The organism is Shewanella sp. WE21 (assembly GCF_002966515.1).
Lineage (GTDB): Bacteria > Pseudomonadota > Gammaproteobacteria > Enterobacterales > Shewanellaceae > Shewanella > Shewanella oncorhynchi.
Map to the genome: position 1 here is coordinate 82,984 of NZ_CP023019.1, position 20,249 is coordinate 103,232.

13 protein-coding genes are annotated in these 20,249 nt (G+C 46.8%); 2 read left to right on the forward strand and 11 right to left on the reverse strand.

What is annotated here, in order from left to right; genetic code table 11:
• Positions 1–37: 37 nt before the first annotated feature.
• The 8 genes from CKQ84_RS00375 to CKQ84_RS00410 all read right to left on the reverse strand — a co-directional run bounded on the left by CKQ84_RS00375 (position 38) and on the right by CKQ84_RS00410 (position 11,145).
• Positions 38–721 (reverse strand): DUF2982 domain-containing protein, encoded by a 684-nt coding sequence (locus tag CKQ84_RS00375; RefSeq protein ID WP_028760584.1) that lies wholly within the window; start codon positions 719–721, stop codon positions 38–40.
• 57 nt (positions 722–778) lie between these two features.
• Positions 779–1,480, reverse strand: coding sequence for a YdcF family protein (locus CKQ84_RS00380; protein ID WP_028760585.1), 702 nt, complete (start codon positions 1,478–1,480; stop codon positions 779–781).
• A 218-nt stretch (positions 1,481–1,698) separates the two neighbouring features.
• Positions 1,699–2,616, reverse strand: a complete 918-nt coding sequence (mak, locus tag CKQ84_RS00385) for a fructokinase (protein WP_028760586.1) — start codon at positions 2,614–2,616, stop codon at positions 1,699–1,701.
• A 61-nt stretch (positions 2,617–2,677) separates the two neighbouring features.
• The gene (gene cysQ / locus CKQ84_RS00390) at positions 2,678–3,484 is read right to left on the reverse strand and encodes a 3'(2'),5'-bisphosphate nucleotidase CysQ (protein ID WP_028760587.1); all 807 of its coding nucleotides are present in this window, start codon (positions 3,482–3,484) and stop codon (positions 2,678–2,680) included.
• Positions 3,485–3,840: 356 nt separating this feature from the next.
• Entirely contained in the window at positions 3,841–4,965 is a 1,125-nt protein-coding gene (gene rfbD / locus CKQ84_RS00395) for a dTDP-4-dehydrorhamnose reductase (RefSeq protein ID WP_105249711.1), read from the reverse strand.
• A gap of 6 nt (positions 4,966–4,971) precedes the next feature.
• Positions 4,972–5,736, reverse strand: coding sequence for a phosphatase (locus CKQ84_RS00400; protein WP_028760589.1), 765 nt, complete (start codon positions 5,734–5,736; stop codon positions 4,972–4,974).
• A gap of 50 nt (positions 5,737–5,786) precedes the next feature.
• A complete protein-coding gene (locus tag CKQ84_RS00405; RefSeq protein ID WP_105249712.1) occupies positions 5,787–9,008 on the reverse strand; it encodes a DEAD/DEAH box helicase in 3,222 nt (1,073 codons plus the stop codon).
• 262 nt (positions 9,009–9,270) lie between these two features.
• Positions 9,271–11,145 carry a DUF885 family protein gene (locus CKQ84_RS00410; protein ID WP_049821732.1) on the reverse strand — a complete coding sequence of 625 codons (1,875 nt, stop codon included), beginning with the start codon at positions 11,143–11,145 and terminating at the stop codon, positions 9,271–9,273.
• Between the two features lie 566 nt (positions 11,146–11,711).
• On the opposite strand from CKQ84_RS00410, the gene CKQ84_RS00415 reads away from it, so the two are divergent.
• On the forward strand, positions 11,712–11,921 hold the full coding sequence (locus tag CKQ84_RS00415; protein WP_006080998.1) for a cold-shock protein: 210 nt from the start codon (positions 11,712–11,714) through the stop codon (positions 11,919–11,921).
• A gap of 110 nt (positions 11,922–12,031) precedes the next feature.
• On the opposite strand, the gene CKQ84_RS00420 is transcribed toward CKQ84_RS00415, so the two are convergent.
• Complete coding sequence (locus tag CKQ84_RS00420) at positions 12,032–13,978, reverse strand: monovalent cation:proton antiporter family protein (RefSeq protein ID WP_105249713.1); 1,947 nt, start codon at positions 13,976–13,978, stop codon at positions 12,032–12,034.
• A 171-nt stretch (positions 13,979–14,149) separates the two neighbouring features.
• On the opposite strand from CKQ84_RS00420, the gene CKQ84_RS00425 reads away from it, so the two are divergent.
• A complete protein-coding gene (locus tag CKQ84_RS00425) occupies positions 14,150–15,040 on the forward strand; it encodes a GGDEF domain-containing protein (protein WP_105249714.1) in 891 nt (296 codons plus the stop codon).
• Positions 15,041–15,180: 140 nt separating this feature from the next.
• Here the strand turns inward: CKQ84_RS00425 and tilS are convergent, their stop codons facing one another.
• Positions 15,181–16,620, reverse strand: a complete 1,440-nt coding sequence (gene tilS, locus CKQ84_RS00430; RefSeq protein WP_105249715.1) for a tRNA lysidine(34) synthetase TilS — start codon at positions 16,618–16,620, stop codon at positions 15,181–15,183.
• Positions 16,621–16,661: 41 nt separating this feature from the next.
• Complete coding sequence (dnaE, locus tag CKQ84_RS00435) at positions 16,662–20,135, reverse strand: DNA polymerase III subunit alpha (protein WP_028760595.1); 3,474 nt, start codon at positions 20,133–20,135, stop codon at positions 16,662–16,664.
• Positions 20,136–20,249 lie beyond the last annotated feature (114 nt).

The window sequence follows — 20,249 nt, forward strand, 5'->3', positions numbered from 1 at the left end:
TTTTTATTGCTGATGATCTTCAATTGAGATTGTAGACTTAACCAGCTGAGCGGCTACATTGTGCAATACGTTGTCTAAGTAACTTAATAAAGTCCTTAGGTTCCCTATCTAAACTGTCATGGGGAATATACAAGTGATACCCTAAACGCGTATCTAACATCACGCAGCGATGCCCAAACATAGCCAATACGCCACGATAACGATCCCCTTCAATCACTAAAGGGCCAAACTCAGCGCCGAGATAAGTTTCTAAAGTCGCTAAGTCTGCATCTTGAGAGGCGGCTGTCACCAGCAAAGGTCGCTGTTCAGTTAATAATCCTGTTGCTAGACGCAGGGAAATATTATCGAGAATGGGATTTAAATGTTTCAGTTTAATGCCTAAATAAGATAACTCTATAGTATCTAAACCATTAGTCACCCGCGGAATATCGACCCGCTGAATATTATCCCAATCGATAGACACTTTGCCGCGGCGATGAAAATAGGTCAGCCCCTTGTCATCTAATGCTAGAGTCGTTTCCGGTTCATATACCTTGGCTAAACCGAGAATTAATGAAATCGCTCCCAAACTAAAAAACATCAAACCAACAGCAAACAAGGCCGACCACGTCAGAAACAGTCCCAAACCCAGCACCAGACTTAAGCCTCCCAGCCAAGTTAAGGTTAACCCATTTCGTTTCGATAAAGGACGCACTGATACTATTTCTGACTCAATTGTCATTGTTCATATTCCTGTTAAAACTCACTATCTTTAGACTGAACTCGGCAAACCACACCTTTAACTTACTGCCTTTATCCATAACCACAAACGGCCAATGTATTCGTGAATCGCCCGTTGAGAAGCCACTAAATTATCGGCGGTTAACCGCCACCCAAAATCATCTCGGCCAATAAAATCCGTTGGGGCAGCATATGGCTGTAAGCCTTTAGCGGCGAAAATAGCCATCGCCCTTGGCATATGAGTGGCCGATGTGACTAAGCGAAAGGGCTCCTCCCCTAACTCCCACTTTAAGTATTGCGCTTCTTCAATCGTATCGCGCGCCAGTGGAAATTGAATAATTCGGCTTTTATCAACACCTAGCTCTACCGCGGCTTTAGCCATCATTTCAGCATGGGAAAATTGAGTGAGTTCACCGCCCCAGCCGCTGACGATCAACATACACTCTTGACCCAACTTAAGTTGCCGAATTCCTTCAGTTAACCTTGTAAGGGCGACGTCCGATAAGGATTGCACCGCCGTCGCTCCCGCTATATCAGCATGCCCTGAACCTAATACCATCACAAAACAAGCGCCTGTGATGGGCGAGGAATTAATCGGGTAAGCTGATTCTAATGGCCGCACTAAGGTATTCACACTCAGTTGACTGCTTAAAAACAGTAAGAGAAAAAAAGCGCAGGATACTAAGTATTTCGCCATACTGCGACGGCGCCATACTAGAAAAGAAATCAGTAATAACAATAGGATAAAGGGAATCGGCATCATCCCCTGTGAAACAACTTTCTTAACCCAAAACATGATGTCCATGCCAAGCAATCCAAAGGAGCGCAATCATAGCATCAAAATACGGGGGGAATACATCGCACATAAAGCTAGCCCAGCGTTTTACTGGGCTATTATTTACAAGACTCCGATATCACTAGACGTTGATTTCATAGCGTAATGAGTTCACTGGTTGAGTTTATATCTTCAATAATGGATCACTTTTCCCACAACCAAGCGGCACCGCGCACACCCGATGAACAACCGTATAGATTCTGCACCACAGGCGTATGACACTCACGCCCCACCACATAATGGGCCAGCAATGCCGGTAATCTTGGGTAAATCGCCGCGACATTCGACATTCCGCCGCCCAACACTATGGCATCGGGATCGAGCATATTGATTACATGGGCGAGTGAACGTGCGAGTCTATCCATATAATGATCAAACGCAGCAACCGCAATGGCGTCACCTCCATCGACTAACAACATAATATCGGCACCTGATTTGGCAGGAGCACGCACTGTACCTGCTGCCGTCAAAGCCGCATTATAATCACGCACAAAGCCAGTGCCAGAGATAAAGGTCTCGATACAATCGGGATTGCCACAGAAACATCGGGTGGTATTGAACTCTTCCTTGGTCATCCAAGGCAAAGGATTATGACCCCATTCACCGCCGATACCATTACCACCACCGTGAACTTTGCCGTTAATTGCCACACCCGCGCCACAACCAGTACCAATAATCACGCCAAACACCACAGAAGCGCCAGCGGCTGCCCCATCGACCGCCTCTGATACCGCAAAACAGTTTGCATCATTGGCAACCCGCACTTCACGCTGCAACAATTCCCCTAAATGTACATCGAGGGGCTGACCATTGATCCACGTCGAGTTAGCATTTTTGACTAAACCTGAATAGGGCGATACCACACCTGGAATACCCACGCCGACAGTGCCTTTCTCGCCAAGAGTCGCTTCCGCTTCCTTAACTAAATCAACCACCGCAGCAAGCGTGCCCTGATAGTCACGTGGCGTCGTCACACGTTTGCGAAATAGCTCATTGCCCTCATCACTCAGTGCGACTAATTCTATTTTTGTTCCGCCTAAATCGACGCCCATGCGCATCATGAATTACTACTCCAGTGTTTAGCTTGCCCTTTCATCAAGTGAGATTGATGCAAGGCAATCGTTATTTTACCCAGCCAGGAGCTGTGGCAATAAAGTAAGGGTTTAAAATGTCAGGTTTTTGATTATAAGTTAATGGTTCACCTGAGTCATAACAGACAACTGTGCCGCCTGCACTTTCGAGCACAGCTTGCGCCGCCGCAGTATCCCACTCACTGGTAGGGCCAAGTCTGGGATACAGATCGGCACAGCCTTCAGCCAACATACAAAACTTAAGCGAGCTACCCACGCTTAAGATGTCATGCTCACCAAACTGTTGTAAATATTGCGCTAAGCCTGGGCTCAAGTGCGAGCGACTGCCGACAATCATCGGCATTTCGCGTGGCGTGTTGGCGCCCAATAAGGGGCTCTCTTGACCCGCTTGTTGGCGCCACGCACCTAAATGTTTAGCGCCGTAATAATACGTATCGAGCACAGGCGCATATACCACACCTGCGATAGCAACTCCTTGATGGATAAGTGCAATATTGACGGTAAACTCGCCATTGCGCTTAATAAATTCCTTAGTGCCATCTAAAGGATCAATCAACCAATAGGTTTGCCATTGACGACGCACGTCCCACGCGATATCCGCCGCTTCTTCAGACATAATAGGAATACCGACAAACTGCTTTGCCAATGCCGCCACTATCACGTGGTGCGCGGCTAAATCGGCGGCCGTCACAGGGCTATCGTCCCCCTTATGGCTCACCAAAAAGTCATCTTGACCATAAACCGTCATGATGGCATCGCCCGCCGCTTTGGCAATCGCGACCACTTGCAGTAGATCTTGTTTGGTCAATGTCTGCGCTATTGTCGTCTTGTCTGTCACTGAAACTTCCTTAATGCATTAAATATCTTGGCATTATGCCATTGTCATCCAAGGGGAATTTAGAACAAATTCATCATACATCAAGCAAAATAGACTAAGACTCACGGCTTAAACCGCGGTGCACAAAACCACAGATACACAAAGTGATTACGATACTAAGGCAAGCCATTGGCGCTGAGAAGAGGCTTAAGTCCAGCTGCATTCGTATTCACAGCCTATGTTTCATATTGATAGTCTACATTTGTCGCTTAAATCTGATTATTGGCGGGCTTATTGTTTTCGAAAGCGTTAATCACTGCGATGACGTAAACGCTTAACGCCTGATTAAAACTGCCTAAACCCAAATGTGAGTCACGTTAATTGTCGTCATGATAGCGTCGCAACATGCAATTCAGTTGCTGACGCCAATCTTGCCATACGACGTTATCAGGCATGGTCAGTAAGGTATTGACAGCCAAAGTGGACTGCACTTTGGCACTATTCAACACGCTATAACTCGGTCTTTTTGCCAAACTCACGCCGCGATTTAATGCTTGTTTAGCATAGTGAGCGCTGGTAATCGGCTGGATAACTACTGGCAGACTTAACAGATTTAGCGCTAGGGCTTGTCGCTGGATTTCACAGGCAAATTCATACCAACTGCATTGGCCTTGAGCGCTGTAATGAAATACGCCCGAGCACTGTTGCATGACTAATTGCCAAATCACCTTAGCGAGTGCATCACTCCACGTCGGACAGCCGATTTGATCGACTATCACCTGCAAGCTTGGTTGAGTGCACATCAAGTTCAGCATGGTTTGGACAAAATTATGCCCATCTTGACCGTAGAGCCATGAGGTACGCACAATCGTTGCGCGCTGCTCCCCCAAGATGGCTAATACCTTCTGTTCACCAAGCAACTTACTCATACCGTAAGCAGACAACGGCTCGGGAGCATCAAGTTCAACAAATGGCCTTGGTAAATGATTTGGAGCTGAGTCTAGATTTTGATACTGCTCAGCGCCAGTTTCTCTAACATCACAAACAGCATGACCACCAAACACATAATCGCTCGACACATGCAGTAGGCGCGCCCCCGACAGCCAACATTGCTGCGCCAATAACTCAGGGCCGAGTGCATTCACGCCATTCGCTTCGATTGCATCATGCTCAGCAGCATCCACTGCATTATAGGCCGCACAATTGATCACCCAGCTTGGTCGATATTGAATAAACACGGCAGCAATATTGGCGGCATCGGTAATGTCTAACTGACTACGACTTAGCGCATAAAGCTTAAGTGGTACGACTGAGTTTGCACTTGTACTTGTACTTGTGCTGGTATTTGGGGCTAGCTCACCAATATCGGCAGCGACTCTCAGCAAGGCCTGAGCGAGCTGACTCTTCGCACCAGTGATTAACACCACTTGAGGAGTGTTAGCGTCTGTGGCACTCGCCGCCCCGCATTGAAGTGGCGTCACTTTAGTTGCCACTATTTTCATCACTAATCAACAGCATGGCTCATCGTCACTGAATAAGGGGATCAAATCAGCAACGGTTTCATGGCCACGGGCGGCTAAAAAGGCTAAGAGTGCTGAAGGACTACGATTGAGTAATCGTGATGGCGGATAAGCCACTTCATCGATAATCGCTTGCGCCCGCGCAAAACCGCCTAAGCTAAAAGCCACATGGGAATCAGAGCCCATAACTAAAATCGTGCCAAATTCCTTGGCCGCTTTGGCAATCGCAGTGCAATTGGCTTCGCTGCCCTTACGGGACACTTCAAAGGAGGAATTGTTAATTTCGAGCGCCACACCGTATTCAGCAGCGGCGCGGGCAACGGCTTCAATATCAATTGGATAGGCGGGGTTTCCCGGATGAGTAATGATATCAACCTTGCCGCTCTTAATCGCATTAATCATGGCCTCTGTGTGAGTCGCTTTATCTGACGGAGGATAGACGGGCTCATGAAATCCTGCGAGCACAATATCGAGCTGCTTTAAATAATCACCAAAGAAATCAATCTCGCCGTCGATATTTTTGATATTAGCTTCGATACCCCGCAAAATCCCGACGCCATCAACCATACGTGGCAAAACTCTTAAATTCACAAAGTGCCAAAAATGCGGCGCATCGGCCATCGCAGGCCCATGATCTGTGGTGGCAAATAGGCGAATCCCCTTCTGCTTTGCCACCGCTAAGTAGTCATGAATCGTGCTATAAGCATGGCTCGAAGCCACAGTATGGGTATGAGTGTCGACTTGGTACTGCATGGTTCACCTCAGTCAAATGATTCAATCAATTTAGAAAAACTGGCCACTATTTAGCTAAAAAGCGATAACAGTTCATCGGCACTTCCTTGCCATGTGCCCTTGCCTTTACCTTCGAGAATACTGTCCGCCAGACTTTGCTTATGCTGCTGCATTTCTTGGATTTTTTCTTCTACTGTACCTTCTGCAATCAGCTTATAGATAAACACTGGCTTATCTTGGCCGATACGATGGGCTCTATCCGTAGCCTGTTTTTCCGCCGCAGGATTCCACCAGGGATCATAGTGGATCACAGTATCCGCCGCGGTGAGATTGAGCCCAGTGCCGCCCGCTTTTAAGCTGATTAAGAACACAGGCGTATCACCCTCTTGGAACTTATCTATCTGCGCTTGACGCAGGCGAGTTTGTCCGGTGAGCTTACTGTAATCGAGCCCCAAGTCCACCAGCTCAGCTTCAATCAGGCTGAGCATGCTAGTGAACTGACTGAAAATCAATATCTTACGTCCCTCTTGCACCATCTCGGGCAAGTTCTGTTTTAGCCAGTCTAACTTAGCATTATTCTTCACTTTCTGCGCTTGCTCTAACTTCACCAAGCGCGGATCACAGCAGGCTTGGCGTAACTTAAGTAAGGCATCGAGAAACTCGATATGACTGCTACCAACGCCTTGAGTGGCAAATAAATCCCGCAGTTTTTTCTCCATCACCAGTCGAATACTCTCGTAGAGATTACGCTGATCTTTTTCTAACTCTAAACTCTGGTAAATTTCGGTTTTAGGGGGTAATTCACCGACCACTTCATCTTTGGTTCGACGCAGCACAAAAGGCGCAATCCGTTGACTCAAGATTTGCGCTTGTTCCATATCCCCATAACGTTCGATTTTGTACCTAAAGGATTTGTTAAAAAAAGCATTAGTACCGAGTAATCCTGGCAAACTAAAATCCATCAAGGACTTAAGTTCGCCTAAGTGATTTTCAAGCGGCGTACCCGACAGGCACAATCTAAACGGCGCTTTAAGATCTTTAATCACTTGAGTCACTTTCGCCTGCGCATTTTTTATCTGCTGCGCTTCATCCAGCACGATATGTTCAAACACCTGCCGTTGATAATAGTCACTGTCGCGCACGATCAGCGGATAGGTCGTCACCACAATATCAAACTCATTTAAGCGTTCGAGCAAAGGCTTGCGTAAAGCACCATGAATAACGACTAGCTTTAACGATGGCGCAAATTTCGCGGCTTCTTTCGCCCAATTACCCACCAAGCTCGTTGGGCAAATAATTAAACTCGGTGAACAACTTGCCACCGTGGATTTTAGTTCTTGCTGCTTAAGTAAAAAAGCCAAGGTTTGAATGGTTTTACCCAGCCCCATATCATCGGCCAAAATACCGCCAAGCTGATATTCCTTTAAGAAACAGAGCCAATTTAAGCCTTGCTGTTGATACTGGCGTAACTCAGCATTTAAGTTGTCTGGGACTGTGACCTCTAACACACCGTTAAAATTTTCGAGCTTAGTCGCTAAACTGCGCACTCGTTCACCATTAAGCAAACGAATATCACTGTCGGCAAAATCATTTAATAAGTGGGCACGGTATTTAGGCAAAGACACGCTGTTGCCTTTGTGGCTATCGAACAGTTCTAAAATAATGCTGATCAGCGGCTTAATCACGCTGGCTTTGACTTTTAACCAATCACCATTTGGGCTTGGTAACAGCAGTTCTGCATCATCGGCGGGCTCACCGTACTGCTTAAGCCAAGTGGCAATTAAGGGCAGCATAGGCACTATTTTACCATCGATGTCAGCATTCAGTGACAGAGAAAACCAACCCTCTTGCGTATCATCCAGCTCAATCGCCAGCGGAGTCTCAATGACATTTAAGCTGAAATTGTCGGCAAAATGCACTTGGTAACCTAAAGCCTCTAGCGCCGGGATTTCCTGTTGAATAAAGTGCAACCAAGCATCAATCGTTTCAGGCAGTGAACCTAACCCCCAAATACTGACATACCTGCCACTGTTAGGGATAAAAGAAGGCGCCAGCTCCACCAGTTCCAATGCCATCAGACGATTAATCGCATCCATTTCCGCATCGAGTTGACGCACGACTTGATAGGTTTTGCCTTGATGAGTGACTAAGGACAAGGGCTCGTCGGGATATTGGCCGCCGAGCACCACGTCTTGATAGACAAACTCCAGCAGCACTAATGGCTGCGCCATAGCAAACTCAGGTAAATCCTGCGAGGTTAAGGTCAACCTAACTTGAAGCGGCACTTGCAGCTCGACAAAATCAATCAAAGCAGGCGTAGGTACCGTTTTCGCCGAAAAATGCTTAATCAGTTTGTGGCTCACCAGTTCAATCTGTGAGCTAGGCACTGGCGGCATCTGACTGAGTAATAACAGCTTTTCAACACTGATCTCAGTGTCCAATGCGCCCACTTTAAAATAATCTAAATCGATATAAGTCGGTGGCTCACAGGGGATAAGCTCCCAATTGTCTTTATTGGGCAGCATTAACTGCATTTGTTTATGCTCGGCATCCTTATCTAGCCAAATGAATTCAGGCTTGCTCGCTTCACCTCGGGTGAGCGGTAAACGACTCTCCTCCCAAAAACACCGCCCAGTGACGAGCATTTTTTCCAGTGCCATGGCACCTAACTGAGCTTTAAGATACAGACGCGAGGCACCATGGCGACGGGTTGACATGATGAGATTGATGATGAGCACGTCTTCAGCACCAATCCAAGCGGGCATGTAATATTGCACGTCGGATAAAGCGATTTTCGAGCCTTTGTTATAGCCGCCATTCTTTGCCAACTTGCCTTTTCTTAGCTCAAGAAACACACCGTTATCATCTTTAGATAACACGTACAGCACGCGATCGTCGTAGAGTAAATCAACATTTGAAACCGTGAGATCATCACTTTCGTCTAGCAGATGTAACCACTGAGCAATACGTTGATCTTCAACGGTTCTATCACTCAGTAAACTGTAAAGTACGGCAGCAATATGTTTGCAATGCCCAGTGGCGGGACATGAACAGAAGCCATTCATGATCAACTTATGGTTCATGCTGACAAGGCGAATATCCTGCCGATAGGGCTGGGATTCCGTCCCCATGACACGACCTTCAATATGACGAAAATCGGCGTTCGCTTTGGCGCTCAACACCCGTCCTTTCATCACATAATCACGGGCGCGCATTAAGGTTGGCGGCGTGAATAATGACTCAATCGTGGTTCGAGTCAATTGGATAGGATCTTGGGGGGACAAGCGATTCATGTAAAAACCTTGAAACTAAAAATATCAACTCCGAGCAATAGTAAGCCATTGCCGCGCGACATTTATCAATAAGTTGTGTGGGATTGTATTGAAAGCCTTGGCCGAAAGCCAGAATGATAGCCTCTATCGATAAACCCACCCTGCCTGCAAGATAAGAGAACACACTTATTCGCAGACAGGGTATGGGCTTTACCAAGAGCAAAGCAATTGATAAATAATACTTTATTATCAATGAGTGAGCGTTAACTGCTACAACCAAATGCTAAACTTGCGCTTTAGCGTCTGTGGCTTTGGCCTCAGTGTTTTTTGTATCAGCACTTTTTTTATCAGCAATGTAGCGATCGACTAATGTTTCTAAGATATCCAAAGGAACTGCACCATTCTTCAGAACTACATCGTGGAAATCCCTGAGATCGAACTTATCACCTAAGGCCAACTTGGCTTTTTCGCGCAGTTCGAGAATTTTCATCATACCGACTTTATAAGCTGTCGCTTGACCTGGCATAACGATATAACGCTCAATCTCAGCCGTGACATCACGATCGGACATGCCAGTATTTTTCTTCATATAGTCAATCGCTTGCTCGCGAGTCCAACGGCTATGATGAATACCTGTATCTACCACTAGACGCACAGCGCGGAACAACTCTGCCTGCAAACGACCGATATTATCAAAGGGATCCTTTTGAAAACCAAGCTCCCAAGCCAAACGTTCGCTATATAAAGCCCAACCTTCAATGTACGCCGTAAAAGGCGCCATCTTACGAATAAGTGGCATACCTTCTAACTCCATCGCCACTGCAATTTGGAAATGATGCCCAGGGATCCCCTCGTGGTAGGCTAAAGTGCGCATACCGTATTTAGGCGTGGCCTTGATGTCATATAAATTGGCATAGAAACGCCCTGGACGGCTACCGTCAATCGCGGGCTGCTGATAATAGGCACCTGGCGCTGTTTTCTCTTTAAACTCAGGAATACGCACCACTTCCATGCCCGCTTCGGGTCGAATACGGAAGGCATCACCGAGTCCCGCATTCACTTCATCAAGAATATGTTGATAATCAACCAAGATTTGCGCCCTACCCGCATCGCTATCCTCGTAGTAAAATTTAGGATCGGCGGCTAATGCTTCAATCGCGACCGAGAAACCTTGGCTCACATCGTAACCTTCCGCGGCGAAGATAGTCATGATTTCACTTTGAATGCGATCCACCTCAGCGACCCCTTTGGCATGGATTTCATCAGCAGTGTAATTGGTGGTCGTGAAGAACTTCAGCAATTGCTCATAGGCAAGGTTGCCATTTGGCAGCGCCCAATAACCATCATCCGTCCCAGCTTTGGCTTGTAGCTGGGTAAGGTAGTCGATAAATAATTGATACGCTGGATGCACGTAACCTTTAATGTCCGCTTCCGCCGCTGCCAATAACCGTGCTTGCTCATCGGCACTGATATCCGTGTCAGCCAATTTAGTTTTGAAGGAACTGTAGAGAATATTGTCTTGCACTGGCATCGCGACAAACTCATTCATCTCGGTCAGAACACGCTCAATCACAAACTTTGGCGGGATAATCCCCTTAGCCTCACGAATTTTTAAGCCTTCGAGAGTTTGCGCAAACTTAAGTTTCACCTTTTGTAAACGCGACAGATAGTTTTCAGCATCGCCCACAGAATGCACTTGGTGCTGCGCTTGCATAAAGCTTGGATAACCATTTTGCACGCCAAACAACTGATTCAGCGGATAGTTATGGTAACGATAGGGCTCAGAGATCAGCGCGAAATCGGCAAGATATAGGGCAATATCCTTGGAGATACGTTGATTTTCATCTAAATCCGCATCGGAATAGCTCAATAGGGTTTCACGCAGATCTCGCACTTGCGCGAAAGTCTTATCCATCGCCTCTGGACTATCATCATCCAACTCGGCGTTATGGCCTGTAATCCCTACCGATTCTAAGAAACCCAATGAGGTTAAGGTCTCAGGGCTTTCGAAAGCCATCTTGACCACACTTCGATCTAAAAACGCGCGAAAGAAAAACGGCTTTTTCGCTAACCATTCATGGGCGGCCAGCGCCACTAATAACAGCACTAAGACTAAGCTGCCAAGTCCAATCCGTTTTAGTACTGTTTTCAACGTCATTCTCCATTCTTATTATATTCAATCTAAAGTTATCGCCCTGAATCCATAGCTCAAGCACGTTTTTATTGGATGACGAGAATACCATTAACCACAAATAAGCAACAATTCAATAACGTAACGAATCATGACAGAATCCTTACCTAAGCATACAAGCCGCATTTAAGCCTAATGGAACGGATTAAAAGGTTAATCGCAAGTCACTCGTGGCAAACATAAAAAATATTTTCACACTAGACAACAATCAAAAGCCAATATAAGAAATTGAATATTAAGAGCTATATCTAATTTCTCACTCAATAAATCGCAAAAAAGCAGTTTCAATATGAGAGACATTTAAAAATAAAACTATACAAACCCCTAGAGTATGTTAATCTGCACTCCGGCCTGTGATTCAGACCTATTTATAAGCAATATTATGTATTTGAAAACCTTCGCTACGCCTGTAATATTTTTTTTGCTGTCATGAAGCTTTCCACTCATAACTTATCATCAATGTAAATAATTCTATTTCTGGCTAACATACCGCATAATTGCGAATTATTTGTTTGAAAATTTTGGAGACATTCATGTCTAAAACTACTGGTGTAGTTAAATGGTTTAACGAAGATAAAGGTTTTGGTTTTATTTCTCCTGACAATGGTGGCGCTGACGCATTCGTTCATTTCCGCGCAATCGTTTCAGAAGGCTTTAAAACTCTTGCTGAAGGTCAAAAGGTTTCTTTTGACATCGAACAAGGCCAAAAAGGTCCTCAAGCTGCGAACGTAGTTATTCTGTAATTAGACTTTGTCTAATTTAAGTTAACAAGTTCCAGACAAAAATGCCGACACTATGTCGGCATTTTTATATCTGCATTTTCATCCATCTCAAAAGAGTGAACCTCAGGCCTTTAGCCATGTAGGAGCTTAGCCTCAGCTTTCTCAAGTCGCCGTGGTTTACCCACTATCATTAAGATATCCCCTGCACGAAAAACCCAGTCCTGCTCAGGATGTTCCACTTCGGCGCCATTGCGACGAATCGCCCTTAACTCTACTTTCAGTGTTTCCCACAGGATATCGGCAACGGTTTTACCAATCGCATCAGCCCCACGCGGTAATGCCACCGCATGCAATGACTCTAAAGTAAAATCAGTTTCTGTGCCGGAAAAGAAGCCGTGTAAAAATTGATAATGATTGCGCCGCTCAGATTCTAGCCGTTTTAGGATCCGTGCCAATGGCACACCACATTGGTGTAGTACCTGCGATACTAACATCAAGCTCCCCTCTAAAGACTCAGGGATCACTTGATTAGCTCCCGCCTTTTTAAGCAAGTCTAGATCACTGTCGTCTTTGGTTCTAACTAAAATTTTAGCCTCTGGTGCCAATAATTTACATAAAGGTAAGACTTCTTCTAAACTACGTGACTCACAAAAAGTGATAACGATCATCTTGGCCTGTTTAACGCCCATTTGTTTTAAAATTGCCCGTTTACACACATCACCGAAATAAATAGGTTCGCCAGCACGACGCGCTTCAGTGACGCGCGTTGGATCGAGATCCAATACCAGATAAGGTACAGCTTCAGTTTTTAAAAAACGGGCAATGGTTTGTCCTACTCGGCCGTAACCAAAAATCACCACCAGCTCATGATCATCCATCATCAATGGCACAGCTTCATCCACATGCTTTGCCTGACGGATCCCCAGCGCCCACTTAGCAATATCCACACTATGACGAACTAACCAAGGAGCTATTGCCATGGAAAGCACGGCGACCATGACTAATATGGTACTGATCTCATTATTTAAAAGTTGATAGTTGACCGCTAAAGCCAATACCACAAAACTGAACTCCCCCACTTGAGCTAAGCTCATAGCCGTACTCATCGCAATTCGAAAAGGCTCGCCTACTAATCTTAAAATGCCATGAATGATCAGCGCCTTACCTAGCACAACCGCCACTAAGATCAGCAGTATCTGCCACCAGAAACGCATCACTAAGGTAAAGTCCAGCATCATGCCAATGGAGATGAAAAACAGCCCCATCAATAGATCACGAAAAGGCCGTATATCCGCCTCAAGTTGGCGGCGGTACTGGCTTTCTCCCAGCAGCATACCCGCCATAAATGCCCCCAGCGCCATAGATAATCCTAGCCACTGAGTAAAAGCCCCAGTGACAAGCGCAACGACTAAGGTCGATAATACAAACAGCTCATTGGAGCGAGAACGCGCAACCTCATCAAATATCCGCGGCAGTGCCCACTTACCAAACGCCATTAAGAGGAAAAAAGCCAATATGCCTTTGAGCAAGGCAAAGGCGATATCCGCGACCATCAAAGGTTCGCCGCCATTGGCCAGTAATGGCAATAGGATCAACAGCGGCACAACCGCTAAATCTTGGAACAAAAGCACGCTGACGGAGAGTTCGCCGTGGCGGCGCCTCAGCCATCCTTGCTCATTGAGTAATTTGAGGACAATAGCAGTAGATGACAACGCGATGGCAGCACCGATAACCAAGGCTTCAACCCAATTCAGGCCGCACAATAGGGCCACGCCCATGGCCAACAGGGTAGTGATCACCATCTGCGCACTGCCTAAGCCAAATACAGTCCGGCGCATGGCCCACAGCCGCGGCACAGAGAACTCTAAGCCTAAGGTAAACATCAGCAGCACAACGCCAAGTTCGGCGACAGATTGCATTTGATGCTGGGTAAACCAGTGAAAACCACTCGGGCCACTCACGACCCCTGTGAGTAAATAAGCCAGAATTGCGGGTAGGCCCAAACGGCGCAGCACAGCAATGGCCACAATGGCAATCACGAGCATAAGTAATACTTGGATTAAAAAGCTATGTTCCATTGGGCGCTATGACTCCTGTCAAAATGCTGACGTGTCAAAAAATCTAACTCTCAGTTTTAAGCTTAACTGAATGACTAACAAAGACAAATTTTATTAACAAATATTGCGGCACGGTATTTGCTTAGACTAGGTTAGAGATGTATCGCACTAACATTTGCTGGAGTGATGATTATGGACTTTGGCCTAGCGACCGAACTGTATCCCGACGAATATCGCTATCAAACAGAACATTACAGTCCCAATGATAATCCATTGGACTTAATACAAGTGATCCAACAACTGCACGCCAGTTTAGATCCTAGGACAGTCTTTGCCTGCTATGGCAAAGTGCTGGGACAACACTTGCCGATCCAAGGCGTGCGCTTAACCTATGGCGAGCACAAATTCAGCTGGGGCAAACGTTATGGTATCAGCGTCAAACGACAGCTCATGTGTGCAGGAATGCCATTAACGATACAGTACCAACTGGTGACGCCATTTACGCCATCACAAACCTCAAACTTACAGGATATTGAACCGCTGTTATTGCAACCTTTATTAAATGCGTTGCAATATCAAGAAATGTCGATGCAAGCTATGTTTGACTCGCTCACTGGCTTAGGCAATCGCCATTATTACAGTCAGAGTCTCAGTAATGCGACCGCCAGAGCCCATCGAAAACAAGGAGCAGTCGCTCTCATAGTGCTCGATCTTGATAACTTTAAACAACTTAATGATAAATTCGGCCATAAATGTGGTGACTATATTCTGAAGGAATTTGGTGACATCATTCGTGCAACCATACGCAACACAGATCAAGCCTTCCGGATTGGTGGTGATGAATTCGTCATTATTGTCCAAGGCAATATTCATGCGGCTGGCTTGTTATGTGAACGGATTGTCTCGGTAATCAATCAGCACAGTAGTTTCAATCAATTTGGGGTGAGCTGTAGTTTAGGGGCGGCAGAATCACACGATACCATTGAAGCCGAACAACTTTATGAACTTGCCGATAAGGCGCTTTATCAAGCCAAAGCCGCCGGACGTAACTGCTATAAACTCAGCCAAAATCAATTAGTTTAACACGCGCAGGGATGCCAAATGAAATGCGATAACTCACTCGCAGCGCGTACCCCATAAAGGTCTAAATCAAACTGACGCGCTGCGTTCCACTCTCCTCTCGCTTTCCTAGAACACACCAATATTCCAAGATTAACTCTCGACTAGAATTCCTTTGCTTCCTCAACAAACACCTGTAAACCAAGTCCATTCGACTCAACAATAAAGCCCTTTTCAACCCACAGTCCAATTGCCATCACCAGTTGCTCGCCATAAAACACAAACCCCACCTTTTCGCGTACCCAAGGCGGAATGGCAAACTCTTGCCACAGTTTCTTTAATTCTCGCCCCTTACCCCGAGAATGCGGGTGGCAGCGAAATTGTCCCGCTAGTTGATAACGCACACTGACCACTTCATCAGGCCAAGGTAAGCGGACTCTGGGACCTTGTTCTGTCACTATCAGCCTAATCTGCTCACCATTCGCTAAGCCCTCAGGCGACACGACTAATTCGGTACTATTTCCCTGTAATAAAGAAATAAAGTCATGCTGTGGTAACGTCCAACTCACAGACTGAGTGTAACATTTATGAGTTTGATACTGGAATAAATAGACTTGATTAGCAAAGCGGCGGATTTCACACTCACCCACTCGAATATGCACTTTAGCATCGTCTTTCGCGTTAAGAAGCTGAGTGATGATTTGCTTAAGCTGCACCTTTGAGGGCAAAGCAAAACCTTGGGATTCAATAAAACCCCGCAAGAGTAACGCTTGCCAGTCGGCTGACTGTTCGGCAAAACCATCGAGCTTGAATACACTTTGAGTATGGTAAGGCGCTTGGGTTAACCATAAAGGTAAACGTTCACTCACCTGTAAATCCAGCGTCGCCTGTTGCTCGGCGCACAATGCCGCACTTCGACTCGCAGTTGTCGCAATACTCGGCCAACGCGCTTTTAAGCGGGGAATGATTTCTAAGCGTAAAAAATTTCGATCGTACTTATCGTCTTGATTACTTTCATCTTCAATATGCACTAAGCCCTGCTGTTTTGCGTAGGCTTCAATCTGCTCACGGCTGATATCCAATAACGGCCGCAATTGTTTGCCTTGTGCTAATGCTTGTACTTGCCCCATGGCCGCCAGCCCTTTCGGGCCTTGACCACGTTTGAGCGCCAGCAGAATAGTTTCGAGCTGATCGTCTTCATGGTGAGCTGTCAATAACACATCATTTTCGCTTAAATGCCGTTCAATCGCTTGATAACGGACTTTTCGAGCTTCGGCTTCAAGGCTCAATCTTGGTCCACGATTAACCGCGACTCGCTCAACCGTCACGGGCAGGTCGTAATACTGGCCCCGCTCAAGGCAATGCTGTGCCCAAGCCTCAGCGTTATCGCTTAGGCCATGGTGTACATACACTAGCTGATAATTAAACTCCGGATGTTGCCGTGCAAACTGGCTTAAACCAAAGGCCAAGACTTCGGAATCAACCCCACCACTGTAAGCCAGTACTAACTTGCTGTCAGGCGCTAAGGATTGCGCAGCCAAAAAATCACAGATATGCGCGCTGAGATCGCCAGCAGTCGACGCTTCGTCAAGCTTAACCGACATAAGTTAACTTCATCTGTTTGCACCTAAGACATTCGCCAACATTAGAATAAAATTCTCACCTTGTTTGGCCCGAGGAGCGATTCGAGCGAGAGCATCAAGTCATCGGTCGGATTCACTCGCCAAGCATCGGCTAACCTAAACTGACCTTTGGCTTGAGCTTGAGTGTAATTGATCACCACAGGCACTGCGCCGTTACGCCACGGGCTTAGGGCTTGCTCAAAAGTGTCTAACGCCGATGGCGTTAACTCGCTGCCATCCATATCAATTTCCAGCGCTTTGGCAAAGTGGCTGCGCGCCTCACTGATATCGATGATGTTACGCGCCGTCATACGGTTGCCGCCGGCAAAATCATCGTAACTCACCTCACCTTCACAAATGAGGATGCGGTCTTTCTCCAGCAGATGATTAAACTTTTCAAAGGCTTCGGTAAACAACATGATTTCGAGACGTGCGCTCTTATCATCGAGCGTCAACAGGCCCATTTTCGAGCCGCGCTTGGTCAGCATCACTCGCGTTGCCACCACTAACCCCGCAGCCTTAGCGGTTTTACCGCGTTCGGTGGGATGTACATCTTTCAAACGACCGGACGTGTAATGCTTCAGCTCTTTTAAATATTGATTGATCGGATGACCGGTCAAATACAAGCCTAAGGTTTCGCGCTCGCCTTCGAGCCAAATTTTATCTGGCCATGGGGTACATTCGACAAACTGCTGCTTACTGTCTTCGGGTTCACTGTTGAGCAAACCAAACATATCGTGTTGGCCAATCGCCTCGGCTTTTGCATGTTGATCAGCAGCGCGAATCGCTTCGGGCAAGGTTGCCATCATAGACGCACGATGCGGCCCAAGAGTATCGAGTGCACCCGCGCAGATCAGCTTTTCAATCACGCGCTTGTTGAGTTTTTTCAAATCGATGCGGGCACAGAAATCGAATAAATCCACGAAGGGGCCATCTTTACGCGCCTCTAAAATTGATTCAACTGGACCTTCACCCACACCTTTAATGGCACCAATGCCATAAACAATGCGCAAATCATCATCGACGGTAAATTTGAACAAACCTTTGTTCACATCCGGAGGAATGAGCGGTAGCCCCATACGCTCGCATTCATCGACCAAAGTCACAATTTTATCTGTGTTGTCCATATCAGCTGACATTACCGCCGCCATAAACTGCGAAGGATAATGGGTTTTCAGCCATAGGGTCTGATAAGACACAAGCGCATAGGCGGCGGAGTGGGATTTGTTAAAACCGTAGCCGGCGAACTTTTCCACTAAGTCGAAGATCTTCATCGACAAGTCGCCGTCGACGCCGTTATTGATTGCGCCCTCTTTAAAGATACTGCGCTGCTTGGCCATCTCTTCGGGCTTTTTCTTACCCATAGCACGGCGCAACATGTCGGCGCCACCAAGGGTGTAACCCGACAACACCTGTGCAATCTGCATCACTTGCTCTTGATACAGAATAATGCCGTAGGTCGGCGATAGCAGTTCTTTTAGGGATTCATGCTGGTACTGAGAATCGGGGTACGAGACTTCTTCGCGCCCATGCTTACGCTCGATAAAGTTATCTACCATGCCCGATTGCAAAGGCCCAGGACGGAACAATGCCACCAGTGCGATCATGTCTTCAAAACAGTCGGGCTGCAGACGTTTAATCAAATCCTTCATACCGCGGGATTCCAACTGGAATACCGCCGTGGTTTCATATTTTTGCAACAAGCGGAAAGATGCCGCATCCGTTAACGGAATCGCTTCGATACGCACAGGTGGGCGACCATTTTTGACCTCGACCTTGTTCACCATCTCCAGTGCCCAGTCGATGATTGTCAAAGTACGTAAACCCAAAAAGTCGAATTTAACTAAACCTGCGGTTTCGACGTCATTTTTATCGAATTGTGTTACTGGGTTTTTACCTTCAGCATCGCAATAGAGCGGCGCAAAATCGGTAATTTTTGTCGGTGCAATCACCACACCACCCGCGTGTTTACCCGCGTTACGCGTCACACCCTCGAGCTTGCGACACATGTCGATCAGATCTTTTACGTCTTCATCGGCATCATAGGATTCTTGCAGTGCTGGCTCGACTTCAAAGGCTTTCGCCAGTGTCATTCCTGGTTCAGGAGGAATGAGTTTAGAAATTCGGTCAACGAAACCGTAGGGATGACCGAGCACACGGCCAACGTCACGAATAACCGCTTTTGCCGCCATAGTTCCGAAGGTGATGATTTGCGATACCGCTTCGCGGCCGTACAATTCGGCCACATGGTCGATCACTTCATCACGTCTATCCATGCAAAAGTCGACGTCAAAGTCGGGCATAGAAACCCGCTCTGGGTTGAGGAATCGCTCGAACAGTAAGTCAAATTCTAATGGGTCTAAGTCGGTAATCTTAAGCGCATAGGCCACGAGTGAACCCGCGCCCGAGCCACGACCAGGCCCTACTGGAATACCGTTATCTTTACCCCATTGGATGAACTCCATCACGATCAAGAAGTAACCGGGGAACCCCATCTGGTTGATCACTTTAAGTTCAATGTCGAGGCGCTCATCGTATTCGCCGCGTTTCTCGGCGCGCACCTCAGGATCAGGGAACAAAAACTCGAGCCGCTCTTCGAGGCCCTTCTTCGAACAATCAACCAGAAAGTCTTCGATGGACATATCGCCCGTCGGGAAGTTAGGCAGGAAATATTCGTATAAACGAATCGTTACATTACAGCGTTTAGCGATTTCGACACTGTTCGACAACGCCGCAGGAATGTCGGCGAATAGTTCACACATTTCCTCTTCGCTACGCAAATACTGCTGTTCACTGTATTTTTTAGGTCGACGAGGATCGGCAAGGGTAAAGCCATCGTGAATTGCCACCCGAATTTCATGGGCATCAAAATCTTCGGGTTTAAGAAACACCACCTGATTAGTGGCCACCACAGGGATGCCCTTCTCCTGCGCTAAGGCCACAGCCATATGCAGATAACGCTCTTCATCGGGGCGACCTGTGCGGATAAGTTCGAGGAAATAACGGTCAGTGAAATGGGTCTGATAAAAGTCGCATAAAGATTCGACTTGTGTGCCATTGCCCTTGAGCAGTGCCTTACCCAGATCGCCTTCTTTGGCGCCCGATAACAGCAAAATGCCTTCGTTATAAGTGAGTAACCACTCTTGGTCTATCACTACACGGCCGGCCACTTGGCCACGCAAATAGGCTTGACTGATGATTTGGGTCAGATTCTGATAACCGACATTGTTCATCGCAATGATGGTTAAGGCGCATAATTCACCTTCAAATCCAGGCACTTGCATCCAAAAATCGGCACCAATAATCGGCTTGATCCCCGCACCATGGCAACCACTGTAAAACTTCACCAAACCACAAAAGTTATTTTGGTCAGTCAAGGCGACCGCGGCCATTCCCTGCGCTTCCACCTGCGCCAAAATAGGCTTGACCTTGGCCACGCCATCGGTCATAGAGAAGTCACTGTGGACACGAAGATGCACAAAACGAGGATCGGACATAATTAGGATTATCTTTGAATAGCAGGTTAACAATAACTAGAAAGCAGACTAACAAAGTCACGCAGCCAGAGCCAGTGACTTTGCTGGATAACGGGAACTTATACCCAAACAACC